The 14,643-nt window shown below is 50.1% G+C and carries 13 protein-coding genes and 1 pseudogene; 3 read left to right on the top strand and 11 right to left on the bottom strand.

The genetic code is table 11. From position 1 onward, the window contains the following. Positions 1-702: a lipase gene (locus tag H6F88_RS17240; protein ID WP_190643976.1), complete on the top strand. Its 702-nt coding sequence runs from the start codon at positions 1-3 to the stop codon at positions 700-702. Between the two features lie 13 nt (positions 703-715). Here H6F88_RS17240 and H6F88_RS17235 read toward each other — a convergent pair whose 3' ends face one another. Next, the gene (locus H6F88_RS17235) at positions 716-904 is read right to left on the bottom strand and encodes a CopG family transcriptional regulator (RefSeq protein ID WP_190643975.1); all 189 of its coding nucleotides are present in this window, start codon (positions 902-904) and stop codon (positions 716-718) included. A 217-nt stretch (positions 905-1,121) separates the two neighbouring features. Here H6F88_RS17235 and map point away from each other — a divergent pair, with 217 nt between their 5' ends. Next, on the top strand, positions 1,122-1,904 hold the full coding sequence (map, locus tag H6F88_RS17230; protein ID WP_190644126.1) for a type I methionyl aminopeptidase: 783 nt from the start codon (positions 1,122-1,124) through the stop codon (positions 1,902-1,904). On the opposite strand, the gene H6F88_RS17225 is transcribed toward map, so the two are convergent. The 3 genes from H6F88_RS17225 to H6F88_RS17215 all read right to left on the bottom strand — a co-directional run bounded on the left by H6F88_RS17225 (position 1,899) and on the right by H6F88_RS17215 (position 6,300). After that, a complete protein-coding gene (locus tag H6F88_RS17225) occupies positions 1,899-3,641 on the bottom strand; it encodes an ATP-binding protein (protein ID WP_190643974.1) in 1,743 nt (580 codons plus the stop codon). The genes map and H6F88_RS17225 overlap by 6 nt on opposite strands. Positions 3,642-4,003: 362 nt before the next feature. Continuing rightward, on the bottom strand, positions 4,004-5,329 hold the full coding sequence (locus tag H6F88_RS17220) for a HetZ-related protein (RefSeq protein ID WP_190643973.1): 1,326 nt from the start codon (positions 5,327-5,329) through the stop codon (positions 4,004-4,006). Positions 5,330-5,655: 326 nt separating this feature from the next. Further along, positions 5,656-6,300, bottom strand: a complete 645-nt coding sequence (locus H6F88_RS17215) for an L-threonylcarbamoyladenylate synthase (protein WP_190643972.1) — start codon at positions 6,298-6,300, stop codon at positions 5,656-5,658. A 127-nt stretch (positions 6,301-6,427) separates the two neighbouring features. Here H6F88_RS17215 and larC point away from each other — a divergent pair, with 127 nt between their 5' ends. Then, positions 6,428-7,885: a nickel pincer cofactor biosynthesis protein LarC gene (gene larC, locus H6F88_RS17210; RefSeq protein ID WP_190643971.1), complete on the top strand. Its 1,458-nt coding sequence runs from the start codon at positions 6,428-6,430 to the stop codon at positions 7,883-7,885. On the opposite strand, the gene H6F88_RS17205 is transcribed toward larC, so the two are convergent. From H6F88_RS17205 to H6F88_RS17175, 7 genes and pseudogenes are all read right to left on the bottom strand, one after another. Further along, on the bottom strand, positions 7,882-8,334 hold the full coding sequence (locus H6F88_RS17205; protein ID WP_190643970.1) for an ATP-binding protein: 453 nt from the start codon (positions 8,332-8,334) through the stop codon (positions 7,882-7,884). The genes larC and H6F88_RS17205 overlap by 4 nt on opposite strands. Before the next feature lie 467 nt (positions 8,335-8,801). After that, positions 8,802-8,897, bottom strand: a pseudogene (locus H6F88_RS34535) (PEP-CTERM sorting domain-containing protein); the annotation flags it as partial. Between the two features lie 1,183 nt (positions 8,898-10,080). Further along, on the bottom strand, positions 10,081-10,755 hold the full coding sequence (locus tag H6F88_RS17195) for a PEP-CTERM sorting domain-containing protein (RefSeq protein WP_190643968.1): 675 nt from the start codon (positions 10,753-10,755) through the stop codon (positions 10,081-10,083). A gap of 546 nt (positions 10,756-11,301) precedes the next feature. Further along, positions 11,302-11,958 (bottom strand): phycobilisome degradation protein NblB, encoded by a 657-nt coding sequence (gene nblB, locus H6F88_RS17190; protein WP_190643967.1) that lies wholly within the window; start codon positions 11,956-11,958, stop codon positions 11,302-11,304. Positions 11,959-11,969: 11 nt separating this feature from the next. Then, positions 11,970-12,434, bottom strand: coding sequence for a CBS domain-containing protein (locus H6F88_RS17185; RefSeq protein ID WP_190643966.1), 465 nt, complete (start codon positions 12,432-12,434; stop codon positions 11,970-11,972). 64 nt (positions 12,435-12,498) lie between these two features. Further along, positions 12,499-13,557: a M42 family peptidase gene (locus H6F88_RS17180; RefSeq protein ID WP_190643965.1), complete on the bottom strand. Its 1,059-nt coding sequence runs from the start codon at positions 13,555-13,557 to the stop codon at positions 12,499-12,501. Further along, a complete protein-coding gene (locus H6F88_RS17175) occupies positions 13,544-14,638 on the bottom strand; it encodes an SGNH/GDSL hydrolase family protein (protein WP_190643964.1) in 1,095 nt (364 codons plus the stop codon). The genes H6F88_RS17180 and H6F88_RS17175 overlap by 14 nt, the downstream gene beginning before the upstream one ends. Positions 14,639-14,643: the final 5 nt, after the last annotated feature.

Raw genomic sequence — 14,643 nt, 5'->3', positions numbered from 1 at the left:
ATGTCTTTACCGACTGTGATCTTGCCAGGATATTTAGCTGGCGCAAATGCTTACTTGGAGATGGAGCGAGCTCTGGGAGATTTGGGTTTTCCCACTACCACTGTTCCTTTAAAGCGGCGAGACTGGGTGCCGACCCTGGGCGGCAGGTCAGTGACTCCGATTTTGCAGCAGCTTGACCAGACGGTAAAGCGGGTAATGCAGCAGTATGGCAGCGATCGCATCAATTTGGTCGGACATTCAGCAGGCGGCTGGATCTCGCGGATTTATCTGGGCGAAAAGCCGTATAGCGTGCATCCAGCAGATAAAAACCGGGTTTGTCTATGGCAAGCCCACCCGACCGTAGCGACCCTAGTTACATTAGGAACGCCCCAGGTTAGCCGCGAACGTTGGACGCTGAGAAACCTGGACTTTGTTAAAAACAACTATCCGGGCGCATTCTACCCATCTGTTCGCTATGTTTGCGTGGCGGGAAAGGCTCTGTATGGCGATCGCAAGTGGCAAAACTGGTTTGCCTACAGTAGTTATGAGATGACCTGCGGCACAGGTGGCTGCTGGGGAGATGGCATCACGCCTGTCGTGGCAGCCCATCTAGAAGGTGCAGAAAACCTCGTGTTAGAAGGCGTGTTTCACTCGCCGCGTCCTGGAAGACTTTGGTATGGCTCTCCTCAAGCGCTAGAAGTTTGGGCAAAGTACCTGGCGTGAATCTACAGCCTGGTTATTTTGTTTCAGCATCGACAGCTTCCGGTTGCGATTGCTCACGGCGTTCTTGAAGGGCGCTGCCAATCAGCTTGGAAACTAACCATGAGATAGAACGCTCTTCTGCCTCTGCCCATTCCTCTAATTCTTGCTTCCATTCGGGAGGAACGTAAGCCGTCACTCTATCTAGATCTGTCTTGCCGCCCATACTTTGATGTTGCCTGCGTTGAGAGATAGGATGCTTACTGTATCTTATCTTAACGCCTCAGCCTACGCTCTCACAGCATAGCTTACTCCTTGCTATTCCTTGCTGTGTTATGCTGTAACAGCAGTTCGTCAGGTTGAAAGCGATGAAAGAAGATAGGCTTCAGGTTTGGGAAAAACAGTTGAAGCAGCGATCGCCCGCCGAAAAAAGTTTGCCGCTGATGCGATCGCAGCCCTCCAAAGGACTCGTCCTGCTTTCTGACAAAGAGCTAGACAAAATGCGTCGGGTAGGTCGCCTCGCGGCTGAGTTGCTGAATCACCTTGAACCGATGGTGCAACCAGGAATCAGCACTCAAGCCTTAAATGACGAAGCAGAACGGTGGACTCAAGCACACGGAGCAACCAGCGCTCAGCTTGGCTACACTCCCCCTGAGCATCCTCCCTTTCCTGGCTCAATCTGCACCAGTGTCAACGAAGTGATTTGTCATGGTATTCCCAGTCGCCAACAAATTCTCAAAGCAGGAGACATCGTCAATATTGACGTTACACCTCTCCTGGAGGGCTATCACGGTGACACCTCCAGAACATTTTTTGTAGGAAATCCTTCCCCCTCTGCCCAAAAGCTGGTTCAGGTGACTCATGAGTGTATGCTGCGAGGAATTGCTGAAATCAAACCAGGAGCACGCATCAGTGACATCGGAGCAGCTATTCAAGCACACGCGGAGGCAAATGGCTTTGCAGTGGTTCGAGATTTTGTCGGTCACGGCGTAGGCAGGCAGTTTCACACAGAGCCTTCTGTTCCCCATTTTGGTCAACGCGGGCGCGGGTTACGGCTCAAACCCGGAATGGTGTTTACGGTGGAACCAATGCTCAACGAGGGGACGTATGATTTCAGAATTTTGGGCGATCGCTGGACAGTGGTTACCAAAGACGGCAAGCTTTCCGCCCAATTTGAGCATACGGTCGCTGTCATCCCCAACGGAGTAGAAATCCTGACTTTATAAGCATTCTTGTGGTTCGAGATCGAGAGGCAACCGCAGGGTAAAACAGCTTCCCTTGCCCAGTTCTGAAACAACAAGGATGTCGCCCTTGTGAAGCTGAGCGAGTTTGCGGGCTAAAGCTAGTCCTAAACCCGTTCCTTCGTAGCGGCGATCCAACCCGCCATCTAACTGCTGGAAAGACTGGAATAGTTTCGTTTGATTGGCAACTGAAATACCGATGCCTGTATCGATTACAGCAAATTCGATAAAGCCTTCTCGCTGCCCAACCTCCAGACGAACCGAGCCAGCAGTCGTAAACTTAACCGCGTTAGAGAGTAGATTAAATAGAATTTGCTTGAGTCGTCGCTTATCGGCGGTGCAAATCGTTAAGTTTGGATTGATGTCTAGGCTCAGCTGTAGTTTGCGATCGCTTGCCAGTTCTCGAATCATGCTGATGCAGGCTTCACAGACTTCCTGAATGACGACCAGCTCAAACACTAGTTCTTCTTTGCCCGCCTCAATCTTGGACAGATCCAACAAATCGTTGATCAGTTCGAGTAGGTGCTGTCCACAGGAAGAGATGCCGTTGACGTACTGCAATTGTTTCTCATTGAGCGATCCAAACACTTGTTTTGAGAGCAGGCTAGAGAAACCCAGTATTCCGGTCAACGGTGTCCGTAGTTCATGACTCATGTGTGCCAAGAATTCAGTCTTAGCGCGATTGGCAGCGTCGGAGAGCAATTTTTCTTGCTCTAGCTGTTGGGTACGTTCTTGAACCAGTCGCTCTAGATGTTCATAGCTCTGGGCATTATAAAGAGCGATCGCCGTCTGCTCGGCAATTCGCTGAAGCAGATGAATTTCGGCCTCTGTGAACGTTCTGTAGGCGGTCGTCATTTGCAGAACCAAGCCGCCAAAGAGCTGATCGCGAATAAAGATCGGCACTCTGAGCACAGAGAGCGTTTGCGTCGCCTGCACTTGGGCTTGATAGTCTGGAGCGCGAGGACTCTCTAAAAATCTGGGTGCGTGCAGCACTCGATACCATGATGTTTCCGAGTTTGGCACTAAATTCTCAGGTAGCACCGATAAAAGAAGCTTGAAGTTTTTAACAGAAGGAACCTGGTCATTAGCTCGCCACTCATTCAAGACCTTTACATATTCAGAGTCAAGCGAGAAAATGGTCACCCGATCAACGCCGAAGCATTCTCCCGTGCGAGTTACAATCTGCTGCAGAATATAGTCTGGATCGAGGCTGGAATTAAGAGATTGGCTAATCTGGTTAAGCAACTGCTCTCGCTGAGCTTGCTGTTGAATCTGGGCGATCGCCTCCTGCTTTTGACGACGCAGGGCAACTTCCTGGAGCGATCGCTCCAGCACCGTCGGCAGCCGAAACAACCGATCTTTCAATACATAGTCTGTCATTCCTGCTTTGATGCACTCTACTGCGGCCTCTTCGCCCAGCGTCCCGGTCATCAAAATCAGGGGAATGTCCTGTTTCGACTGCTGAAGTAGCTCCAGAACCACATACGCGTCAAAACCAGGTAACCGATAGTCAGACAGCAGCGCATCATAGGTGTGCTGCTCTAAACACTGTTGGCAATCAGCGATCGTGTCTACATTGTCGTAAGTAATTTGAAGACCTGCTTCCTCAAGCGTGATGATTGCCAGATTCAGGTCTGCTGGTGAATCTTCAACAATCAGCAGATGAAGCAACTGTTCTGACTGTATCGAGGGCATCGGTTCGGCAAGTTGGTGCTCTAACATAGCTTAATTCCCCCATCCCTATTCCTATAAGAAAGGATGCCACTACATTTTCTTTCATGACTGAAGTTCAGGATTAAGGTAGAGACAAGAGCATAGAAACTCTTCTCTTTTATGCCCTCTCAAGCAGAGAATACCCACTCATTAATAGACGTAAACACAGGTTTAAGTTTTTTTAGGAACGAAGCCTTGAGATGAAGCTTTTTTATTACTTTGAAACTTTTCTAAGCTCTCCTATACAATGCTTTGCCCCTGTACAAGAAATATTTACCCTGATGGATTTTGGTTTAAGTTGCAGGTACAAGTTGCACTGCGGTTCTGTAATGGGAACATCACTTTAAGAGCACTTTAAGAGCGTTGGTAGATTAATCTACGTTGCTGTGGTTGCGGGTTTGCCAAGCTAATTCTAGGATCTGTACCCAGCGCTTGTGGACCTGCTTAGGAGTGCATTTGAGCGTTTTGGCGATCTCTTCGTCAGAGCGAGGGGACAAAGTGTTGGGATTAACGGGACGCTGCTCTCCAATCTGCATTCCTTTGAGCTGCATTAATTGGCGCTGTTCGGGCGATAGCCGCTCAACAAAAGCTCGCCATTCTTTTTGGGGCATTCCCAGATTTTGATCCAGGTCTGCACCGAGCCACTGATGTACCAACTGCCAGCGATGAGAGCGAGCAAACTTTTCAACATGATACTTAAATCGCTGCTGTAAGTAGTCGCGCTGGCGGGCAGACAGTCCCAAAATTGAGTCAATTTCAGGAGCAGACAGGTCTTGCAGCTTCAGGGTGAGATAGTCGATGCAGTCAGACTGTCCCTGAGATTCTAGATATTGCACCAACTCGGTAACTACGCGATCGCGCAACACCGATTCTGCTGGATCAGTTGCATCTGCAACCATTTGCTCTCGCACCTGCTGCACTACGGGGGCGCGGCTGTAAGCTTCTGCCTCTTCGCCTTTAGCAGATTCAACCGCCATTTCAATATCGAGGGCTGTTTCTGGAGGTTGGCGGCGAGAAAAGCCTTGGGCCCGCAGTACCACCAACTGCTGATTGCGATGTCCTGGTAGCGTGATCCGACGTTTGGCGTACTGTTCAGTGAATGCCATGTATTCCGCCAGTTCTAGCCGTGTGCGGGGGCTATAGTTCTCAGGGAGCTGGTTCTCTCGCCGGAAGGCTTTTAGCACCTCAATATAGAAGCCCTGCAAGAAGTCTTCGATCAGGCTGTAGCGTCCCTGAAACCCTAGCTGCGCTCGACTGGTTGCCACATGACGATAGACAATCGCACTCAAATGGCTGTGTAGATCGACCCTGCCACGCCGGGAGCCTAGCCGATAATATTCGATGCACTTTTGTAGCCGATGGCGGGCCAGGGTGTTTTGCCAGGACTGAATTTGACCCGAGGTTTGAATGCGATCGCTTTTTGCACAAATCCGCTCAACTTCGGTTGCAATGCGGGTCGCGACCGCCTCAGCGCTTGCCGATAAAGTGTGAATTTCTGCTTGAAGTTCAGAAAGTATGAGTTGCACAAGCCTGATGGTTTGCGATCCGGGTTGGACTTGAGAATTGGAGGCGTTAAACTCGTCGTTTGCAGATTCAACGGAAGCAATGGACTGATCATCAGGTTGCAGCCCTGTGTCCAGGGCATCGCCTTCATTCTGGCTAAAGGAGCCAGCAGAATTCACAGGTTCGACATTCATGGCTTGACCTTGGGTGATGCACGTTAACAAGTGTAGAGAATTGGGGGCAAGGGAGCGTTTAGGTTTCACCCTCCCAACCGACTACACTTTGACTTTATGCGGCTATGCCAGTTTACTGTGACAGTCGTGTGTCACTCTTTGAATTAGCCTTCGGGGTAGCTGTCTAGGCCGGAGTCGATAGAAGGGGCGATCGCTCCTTCTAGGTGGCTAGCTCTCCTATCAAACCCTTTGAGAATCAGCTCCATACTAAATTCTGCCGAAAATTTTTATCCGGCAACAAAGTCTTCCAATCCTGCGTCTGCATAGGACAATCGGCTAACTGGTTCTTAACTTGCCTCTACAGCCCATGCCGCTGCCGCTTCCCATCCCAATCCTTTTCGGGTAATGATGGGTTCCTTTCCGGTCAAATCCAGCATCGTGGAAACCTGATAGCCAACCGGCTCACCGTCCTCAATCATCACGTCAACCAACCCATCAAGCTGGTCAAACAGCTCTGCCTTGGAAATTTGGGTGTCAGCCTTGTGACAGGCGGTCGGTGCAGAAGTTGAAATAATCGGGTTGCCCAAAGCCTGAAGCAACGCCTGACAAATAGCATTATCAGGAACACGAATGCCTGTCGTCTTACGCTTTGGGCTCATCACCAGTCGGGGAACCAGCTTGGTCGCAGGCAACAAGAAGGTGTAGGGTCCAGGAATCAGCCGTTTGAGAGTGCGGTAGGCTGAATCCGTCACATAAGCATAGCTAGCAATGTCAGATAGCGAAGAACAAAGGAAGGTTAAGGGTTTGTCGCTGGACAGTTGCTTAATCTGCCGTACCCGCTCCACTGCCGATTTAACATTGAGATCACACCCGATCGCGTAGACTGTATCCGTTGGGTATAGCAACACTGCCCCGTCTCGCAAAGCGTCCATAATTTTCTCTATCCAACGCATTTGAGGCGTGTCCGGATGGATTGTAAAAACCGTTGCCATAATTTTCTCTTAGGACTTTTAACTGCAAACCGCCACACTGCTTGGAAATTATCTTTATAAGAACCGGGGAGAGCCCCAAAGGGACGCTTCCCTGGTTCTTAATTGTGTCTATCGGACTTATTAAACTATGAAGAAACTAGCGTATTTGGAGTGCCCAACGGGTCTGGCTGGAGATATGTGTTTGGGTGCTCTAGTGGATGCAGGCGTTCCACTAGACTATTTAATTGACAAACTCAAGCTACTGGGAATATCTGAGGAATATCGCCTCTGGACAGAACAGGCTCAGCGCAATGGTCAGCGAGCAACCAAAGTGCATGTCGAATTAGTCGCGGCGGCTAATCTTCCTACCCAATCAAACCTGGAAGTAGGGGTTGATCCCGTTCCTACGTTTGATCGCACTCGCTTTCCCATGATATCGCCACGCAGTTCCGATCCAGGCAGTCATAGTCACGATACCCATAGTCGAGGCAGTCACAGTCATGATGCTCATGGTCATGGCGATCGCCCTCACGACTCAACCAACCCTGCTCATGGCACTCGTCATTTGCCAGAAATTGAGGCGATGATCCGAGCCGCAGGGTTACCTGCAAGAGCAGAAGCCTGGAGTCTAGCCGTATTTCGTCAGTTGGCAGAGGCAGAAGGCGCAGTACACGGTATTCCGGCGGACCAGGTTCATTTTCATGAGGTGGGAGCAACGGATGCGATCGCCGATATTGTAGGCACCTGCCTCGGGTTAGATTGGCTGGGAATTGACCAACTCTACTGTTCACCCTTGCCAACCGGCGGTGGCACAATTCGAGCGGCACATGGACGGTTACCTGTACCTGCACCTGCCGTCCTCAAGCTATGGGAAATGCGCAAGGTGCCAATTTACAGCAATGGCATTGAGCGAGAACTGGTAACACCAACTGGGGCTGCGATCGCCACTACCCTTGCTGTTCAGTTTGGTGCTCCTCCCACCATGATGCTGCAACGGGTTGGACTCGGTGCAGGCTCTCGCGATTTGCCCATTCCCAACATCTTGCGGCTCTGGTTGGGTGAGGGACCAGGAACTACAGAAGAAACCAAGCTGACCTTCCATACCAACCCATCGCCGGAGGCTCCACTCTCACACTCCCCCACTTCCACCCTCCCATCCCAACAATCCATTGCAGTGCTAGAAACCCAAATCGACGACCTGAATCCACAGGCGATCGGCTACATCTTTGATGCTCTGTTTGCAGTAGGTGCAGTAGACGTATTTACGCAAGCGATTGGAATGAAAAAGTCGCGTCCTGGCATTCTACTCACGGTTATTTGTCATCCGGAGCGGGTGCAGCAGTGTGAAGCCGTGATCTTTCGGGAAACCACAACGTTAGGAATTCGTCACGCTGTTCAGCAGCGCAGCATTTTGCATCGAGAGATGCAGACAGTGCAGACAACTCTAGGAGAAATCAGGGTGAAAGTGGCTTGGGGGGAAGGAGGGGCGATCGCCAATGTGCAGCCAGAGTACGAGGACTGTGCAGCTTTAGCAAAAAAGCACACCGTTCCCTGGCGTGAGGTTCATCAGCTTGCTCTGACAACCTGGCAGCAATCCAAAAACTAGTGCCCTAAAGAGAGCTTGGAACGGCTCTTAATCTGCTTACAAAGCCTTAATTCCGTGCCCTGCTGATTCCAGTGAACCTGATCAAAAACTTGATGAAGGATAAAAAGTCCTCTCCCACACTCACCTACCTGGTGAATATCTTTGCCCTCAGGGCGGTCAAGCGTATGGGAACAAGTAGGAGAAAACCCAGAGCCTTGATCAGAAATGACCCACCAGTATTCGTTTTCTAGAATGTAAAACTCAACCAAAACCGTTTTATTTGGATCTAGCTTGTTACCGTGCTTGGCAGCATTGACCAGAGCTTCTTGTAATCCAAGTCTGACTTCCGCTTGCCATCGAGCCGGAACATCCGTCATGAGCAGATCTAAAACGGGACAGAGATGAAGAGTGGAGGCGAAGCTAACTGTGCCCCACTTGCGTCCGGTCGGGCGCAGTGAGATGGCAATCACAAGAAAAACCTCACAGTTTCAGGGGTATAAAACAAACATTTCCTGACCTTATGCAGCAGCATACTCAGTTCTGGAGGCTTTCAGGGACAATTATTGAAATAACTCTGCAAATAGCTACAAGTTAACCCGATCGAATGTCAAGCTAACCGAAGCTATCGCAATTAGAATAAGCAGCAAGACTTATCCTTTAAAGCTAACTCTCGCAGTATTTGCTAGAGCTTAAGCCCATATATTTAAATACTAACATATCTATCTTGGCGCCCATATTCTGAGAAATGCTTACAAGAAATGGGAGTTGGAACACCCCTACGGTTCCAACTCCCGTCAAAGACACTATGAACTTCCAGCCATCTCTTGACTCTCTAGCCCCGGAGTGCGATTCGTCACACTCTGCTATTTCCAATCAGGAAGCTCACACAATTTTTTAACTAGCCCAAATAATTCAAGCTATTGGGTCAAGTGTTGAACTAAGCTGTTTGCCCTGCCTTACGGCGGCGGGAAGCTGCTAGTCCAGCCGCGACTACACCCAATCCAGCCAGAGTTGCTGGTTCTGGTACAGACTTAGCCGTAACAACAAAATCATTTGCATCTCGGTCAACAGGCGAGGAATCATTAATCAGGATTGCCGTCTCGCCATTCTGGAGCGGTAAAGACTTAAAGTTAGCACCGGTAGGTGGTGCATACTTGGTTGGATAAAGAACAGAATCAACATCCGCAACGAATCTAAAGCCACCAGGGGTAGCACCTCCGACAGGATCATCTGAAAAAACGGTTGTGTTAATTCCTAAGGAACTTAAACCCAGATAGTAAGAGGTGTTAGCCAGAAAAGTGTATGTGGTGACGCAAGGCGCAGGATTAACTGTGACTCCACAAGTTCCGCGAGAGTCTACGTTGTTGTATTGATTAGTTTTACCGCCCGAAATTGGGTCACGTGGTAAATCTTCTACGAACAGATTTTGCAGCCGTTGTCTGTTGCTGTTATACACAGCAAGGGTAGATTGGTAAGCACCATGAGAAGCATGAAACTTGAATTCAACTCTGGTGTCTTTGCTGAATGAGATCGGATTACTGTTGTTGAATAAGCTTGCTGCTTGAGCAGGAACGGTTAAACATGCGGCAGTAACGGCGGTAGCTGCGGCAAAAAGATATCCACGAAGCTTCATTGCTATTTTCCTTGATGGGGAGAGATTGGATGATTTTGACTTGTGAGTGTTGAGTAATCCTTCATGGGGCGGATAGGCATTACTCAGACTGTCTCAAAATAGACCGAAGCTTCTCCGTGTTTTGATCGTATCAACAATCGCTTTTATAACTCGGAAGTTAAATCCCTATTATTTAAGGTAGATGCGATGAGATAGATACAGAGTCATCAGATGGGCTGCTATTTAGTACTTCTCGTAAACTTTGGAGGCTAAGTGAATGTACTGGTCCATGTTCTTATCTACTCACACGCTCCGAGAGATTGTCATCGGCGTGGTGCCTTTGTTTACCTATTCTTCAAGTTTGTTGCTTTCAATACAAAACCTTGATGAACTGTGGTTCAGAGCTGGCTTTGTTGCTAGTGATCTGCCGGCACGAAAAGGGATAGGGAGGTTGGGGAGATTAGGTGGGCGATCGCTCTGCTACCTGAACCGTCCTTTCACCTAAATCTCCCTTCACCTGAATCTCTTTTGAGGCAATGAATGGTAGCGCAGCTAGCCACGCTACCATTCATTGAGTTATTCAAGGAGCAATGAATTCAGCAACTTAAGCCGTTTTGCGACGACGACGAGACGCAACAAAGCCAGCCGCTACTGCGCCTAGACCAGCAAGAGTTGCGGGTTCGGGAACAGACTCGCTAGTTTCACTTTCAGCTTGGGCTGTAACGATGAAGTCGTTGAAGTCGCAATCGGCCTTAGGATTGCTGCCTTGAGCTGCACAAGTTGCGCTATTGGCAGTTCCACCAATGTCCTCAAAGGCGATGGTGGCACCGCCACTGAACAGGTCACCGGTGAAAATAGCCTGCTTGGAGTTGTTGCTGTTGAGTGAGTTGGTGGAGAAAACCCGGTTAGCAGATACGCCATTCGTGCCGGAGTTTCTGGTCAAAACGAAGCTATAAGTCTTACCTGCCTCAAACTTGAAGGAGGTGTCGCAGTTTTGTACAGTGTTACCGCAGCTTCCAGCCCAATCATTCGCACTGCTGTCATAGCCAGGGTTTGCTTCGCTAAACAGGGTGGTGAAACTGCCGGGTGCGCCTACTTGCTGGATACCCAGGTCTGACCGAAATCTACCGTGAGATTCCTGGAATGAAAAGTTTACAGTGGTATCTTTGTCAAAGGTGATACCGGTGTTGCCAAAAGTGGCAGCTTGAGCGGGAACTGTTAGTCCTGCTACGGCTGTAGCGGCTGTAGCGGCTGCAAAAAGATATCCACGAAGCTTCATTGCTGTCTTCCTTAAATTCAGTAAATTCAGTAGAAATTCGATAGTTCGTCAAATAGCTGACAGGTAGGTCACATTTCCCTGGTAAGGCCACGTGTGGTGAGTGATGAATGAACCAGACTCCAGTCTTGTTTCTGCATTTAGGGGCCGGCACTGGCTTTGAAAGTCAAAAGACAATTTCGCCGTTGGTAGATGTAGTGAGGTAAATGCAGAACCTATTTCAGTAGGGAGACCGAGCTTATAGAAGCTAAATCTGGTTTTTAGGTAAACTTACGCGACCCACGTTTTCATGTACTCACATTTACCGAAAGTTTGTCATCGGCAGAGCAGTACAGTTCACCGTCTCTTCAAGTTTGTTGTTTTGAATACAAACCCTTGGTGAAATAAAGCGTGGCCGATGTGAAAAGAGTGGTGAAAAGCGCTAGTTACTTCAGGGGTACAGCTGTAGTTATAAAGGTTAGGGCAAAAGAGAGAGGCGGGGCTTTAGCCCCGCCTCTCTCTTTTGCCCTAACCTAAGCGATTTGCACTATGCTGCCTTACCTAATAGGTCTAGAGGTGTGTTTTTGCTTCTTGAGCGACAGGCTGCATTTCGTCCTGGGAAAGACTTTGCAAGGCTGCTTTTGCGTCTGGATGATCAAAGTGACTCAGGGCTTGCACGAGCCTGTAGCGAATTTGCCAATCGGGATGAGAGACGAAGGGAAGCAGCAGAGGCAGCGCACGGCTATCTCCCAATTCACCCAGGGAACCGATCGCCGCTGTCTTAACGAGTTCGTTATCTGCGTTTAGCGCGGATTCTAACAGGTCAAAGGAGCGGCTGTCTCCTAACTCTCCCAAAGCTGCAATGATACTGAATTTGACTAACCATTCAGAAGTGCTGTGATAAAGCTGCTGCAAGTCTTCAAACGCATCAGTGAGCTTTAGCGCTCCCAAAGAGTCAGCCGCCGCCGCCTGGACATCTGGCTCGCTGTCATTGAGCAGGCGATCGCGCAAAAGGGGCAAAGCGGTTTCTAAATCTTGCTTACCCAAGCTAGAGATTTGGCTGATAGCGGCATAGCGCACACGCGCGCTCTTGTCTTGGGCAGCGACCTGGATGAGATCAAAGGCGATCGCCGGGTCAAGCTGGCGCATCTGATTGACTGCGCTCAACCGCTCTCCAAAATCTTCGGAATCCAAGAGTTGTTTAACCGACTCAGGGGTAATGCTCATTAAATTCTCCACTAATCCTGATTTGCTGCCATAAAGCGCACGATGTCGCCACGAGTCAAAATTCCAACGACCTTACCAGTGGGGTCAACCACGGGCAACCGACGCACATCACGGTCGTGCATCAACTGGGCTGCTTCACGCAAAGGTTGGTCAGGCTTGGTCGTGATCGCTTCCTTGGTCATGACTTCGCCAACGGTTTGCCCCAGTGCTTTGTGCAGTTCTTGCTCGTAGCGGGCCGGGTTTTCTAGATAAATAACGCTGTCTAAAACCATGATGTAAGGCGGAGGGGTGGCTCCTGTTTCCTGCCACATCAGGTCAGTTTCTGAGATTACCCCAACCAACTTGCCTTGCTCATCGATGACTGGCAGTCCACTGACTCGTTTTTCAGCAATCAGGTGGATAGCTTCTTTCAGTGGTGTTTCGGGCTTGACCACGATAGGGTCGTGGCTCATGACATCAGCAACAGTTGTGGGCATATTTCGCCGGAACTACTCAACGGAACCTTTACTCTCATTGTAGGGAATCGCGGGGATCGTCCGTTTATGGTTCACAGGTCGTTACATCACTGCAATAGGCTTTGAGAATGTCGATGCAGTTGGCGATCGCTCCCAGGTCTGCAATTTCGTACCCGTGGGTGTTTTGGGTGGGAAAGCCGAGACAGGCGGCACGGGCAACGTGACCATTTTTCATGGCGATCGAGCCGTCGCTGCCAAAGCCGCTGATGGTGGCAAACTGAAGCGGAACGCCAATTTGTACAGATGCCTCTCGAATCTGAGCATTCAGGGTTTCATCATAAAGTCCGTAGGCATCTTGAGAGAGCAAAACGGGAATGTCTCCGTCTTGAATCGGATACTCAGTGGAAAGCGGACAAATTTCCAGCGCAATCAAGGCATCTAACCGCTGATTGCGGGAAAAATAGAGCGCTCCTACGGCTCCTACTTCTTCTTTGGAGGAGGCAACTAAATAGATGTCGATCGCGGGTTCTTTTAGAACTTCGGCTAGCCCTAGCAGAATGGCGATCGAGGCTTTGTTGTCGAGCGTGTAGCTAGCGATGTAGTGTTTTAGCCTGAAGGGGCGCTTGCGGTGTTTGCCGATGACGACGCGAGTGCCAGGACGAATGCCCGCTGCCTCTAGTTCTGCAGCTGTGCATTTGGTTTCGACCCAAGCATCTTCCCAGCGCAACACTTTGTCTTCTTGCAGCGCTTTTTGGGGCGATTCGTGGGAAACGTGACGCGAGCCGAAGCTAAGAATGCCGCTGAGCGTCTGGCGATCGCCCAACAAATCGACAACGCCTTCCCCATAAACCCAGGGAAAGGAGCCGCCCAATTTCCGCACTTCTACCCGACCGTGTTTGCCAATGAATTTGACGATGCCGCCGATTTCATCTTTGTGGGCGGTGATTGCGAGAGCTTTGGTCGAATCGCGACCAGGGATTTTGGCGATCGCATTTCCAGCCTCGTCTAACCAGGCTTCGACTCCCAGTGCTTTGAACTGGTCGAGCAAAAAACCGTCAATTTCTGCCTCTGCGCCGCTGGGAGAATGATGGAGAACGAGCGTTTCGATCAGGTCAAACAGGCGATCGGGGTCAGATAGAGGCATGATTTGAAGGAGGAATGGAATGGGGCGATCGCCCTACTTTGCGTCGTAGCCGTAGTGTAATCCCCAAAATGGTAACTGTGAGCAGCCCTACAACCGAAGTCGGTTCAGGAACACTGGCTGGCGCGGCTTGACTAGCAAGTTGAGGTGTTTGTGCTTCAGAGCGAGCTTCTGCAACGGCAAGCCCAACTTGAGGCTGCACTTCACGGGCTGGTTCAGCCAGCAGATTCAGCGCGAGTTGGGCAATCTGTCGATGTCCAGCAGTTGTGGGGTGGATGTCATCCCAAAATAGATAGCGATTCTGCAAACTCGGAGTTGAGCGGCAAGATGGCACTGAGAGACAAGAGCGAGTGACATTCCTGAACCCATACGCGGTGGGATTAGCTTGTGCCTGGTCAAACAAAGTATCTACATCAAGCGTCAGCAAATTCACTTGCGGATTGAGGGTGCGATCTAACCGCCGTAGCTGTCTCGCCAAATTAACATTATGCCGACTGCTCAAGCGGTTTAACCTGCCAGACTCCGCTGTTTGGCGGGTGGAAGGCAATCGTCCCAAGTCAGGCAGGTTGCCTACCATGATTGTTCGCGCTCCTGCTTGGGCAAGAGTTGTGATTGCTGAGGACAAGTTAGCTGGGGGAATTGCGGGGTTTGTGACGTTGCCGCCAAGATAGTCATTTGCGCCTGACCAGACGAGATACAGCGCATTGGGATCGGCAACAGGGTTGTCTTCAACAAAACTTCTCACCTGCTTCTGTAATCCAGGAAATTCCAGTAGCGGGAGGGAGACTGCGTCATCCTCTCCGGTCGTGGTGCCACCGTAAGCATAGTTGTTATCGCGATCGGCTTCGAGTCTCAGTCCTTGAGTGACGTACTCATTCCAAACTAGCCCGTTAGAAAATCGCCCTTTGAAGTAGGGCGGACGGGGATAGAGTCGGAGTGTTCGTCTATATACATTGCCTGTGTCTGAGAGGCTATCACCAAACACATAGGCCTGGCTGAAGGTTGCTGCCTTTGCTGCGATCGGAAACAGAAATGGCAGAAGCGCCACTCCCGCTGCTAGACAATGTTTTTGTAGCCTGTGCATAAGAA

The organism is Oculatella sp. FACHB-28 (genome assembly GCF_014696015.1).
Lineage (GTDB): Bacteria > Cyanobacteriota > Cyanobacteriia > Elainellales > Elainellaceae > JAAUTN01.
Note: the sequence above shows the minus strand (reverse complement) of the source record. Positions and strands in the feature narration are given on the sequence as shown.

What these genes read in the sequence shown, in the direction of transcription:
- H6F88_RS17240 (WP_190643976.1), top strand. Translation starts at nt 1, where the DNA reads ATGTCTTTACCGACTGTGATCTTGCCAGGATATTTAGCTGGCGCAAAT.
- H6F88_RS17235 (WP_190643975.1), bottom strand. Translation starts at nt 904, where the DNA reads ATGGGCGGCAAGACAGATCTAGATAGAGTGACGGCTTACGTTCCTCCC.
- map (WP_190644126.1), top strand. Translation starts at nt 1,122, where the DNA reads ATGCGATCGCAGCCCTCCAAAGGACTCGTCCTGCTTTCTGACAAAGAG.
- H6F88_RS17225 (WP_190643974.1), bottom strand. Translation starts at nt 3,641, where the DNA reads ATGTTAGAGCACCAACTTGCCGAACCGATGCCCTCGATACAGTCAGAA.
- H6F88_RS17220 (WP_190643973.1), bottom strand. Translation starts at nt 5,329, where the DNA reads ATGAATGTCGAACCTGTGAATTCTGCTGGCTCCTTTAGCCAGAATGAA.
- H6F88_RS17215 (WP_190643972.1), bottom strand. Translation starts at nt 6,300, where the DNA reads ATGGCAACGGTTTTTACAATCCATCCGGACACGCCTCAAATGCGTTGG.
- larC (WP_190643971.1), top strand. Translation starts at nt 6,428, where the DNA reads ATGAAGAAACTAGCGTATTTGGAGTGCCCAACGGGTCTGGCTGGAGAT.
- H6F88_RS17195 (WP_190643968.1), bottom strand. Translation starts at nt 10,755, where the DNA reads ATGAAGCTTCGTGGATATCTTTTTGCAGCCGCTACAGCCGCTACAGCC.
- nblB (WP_190643967.1), bottom strand. Translation starts at nt 11,958, where the DNA reads ATGAGCATTACCCCTGAGTCGGTTAAACAACTCTTGGATTCCGAAGAT.
- H6F88_RS17185 (WP_190643966.1), bottom strand. Translation starts at nt 12,434, where the DNA reads ATGCCCACAACTGTTGCTGATGTCATGAGCCACGACCCTATCGTGGTC.
- H6F88_RS17180 (WP_190643965.1), bottom strand. Translation starts at nt 13,557, where the DNA reads ATGCCTCTATCTGACCCCGATCGCCTGTTTGACCTGATCGAAACGCTC.
- H6F88_RS17175 (WP_190643964.1), bottom strand. Translation starts at nt 14,638, where the DNA reads ATGCACAGGCTACAAAAACATTGTCTAGCAGCGGGAGTGGCGCTTCTG.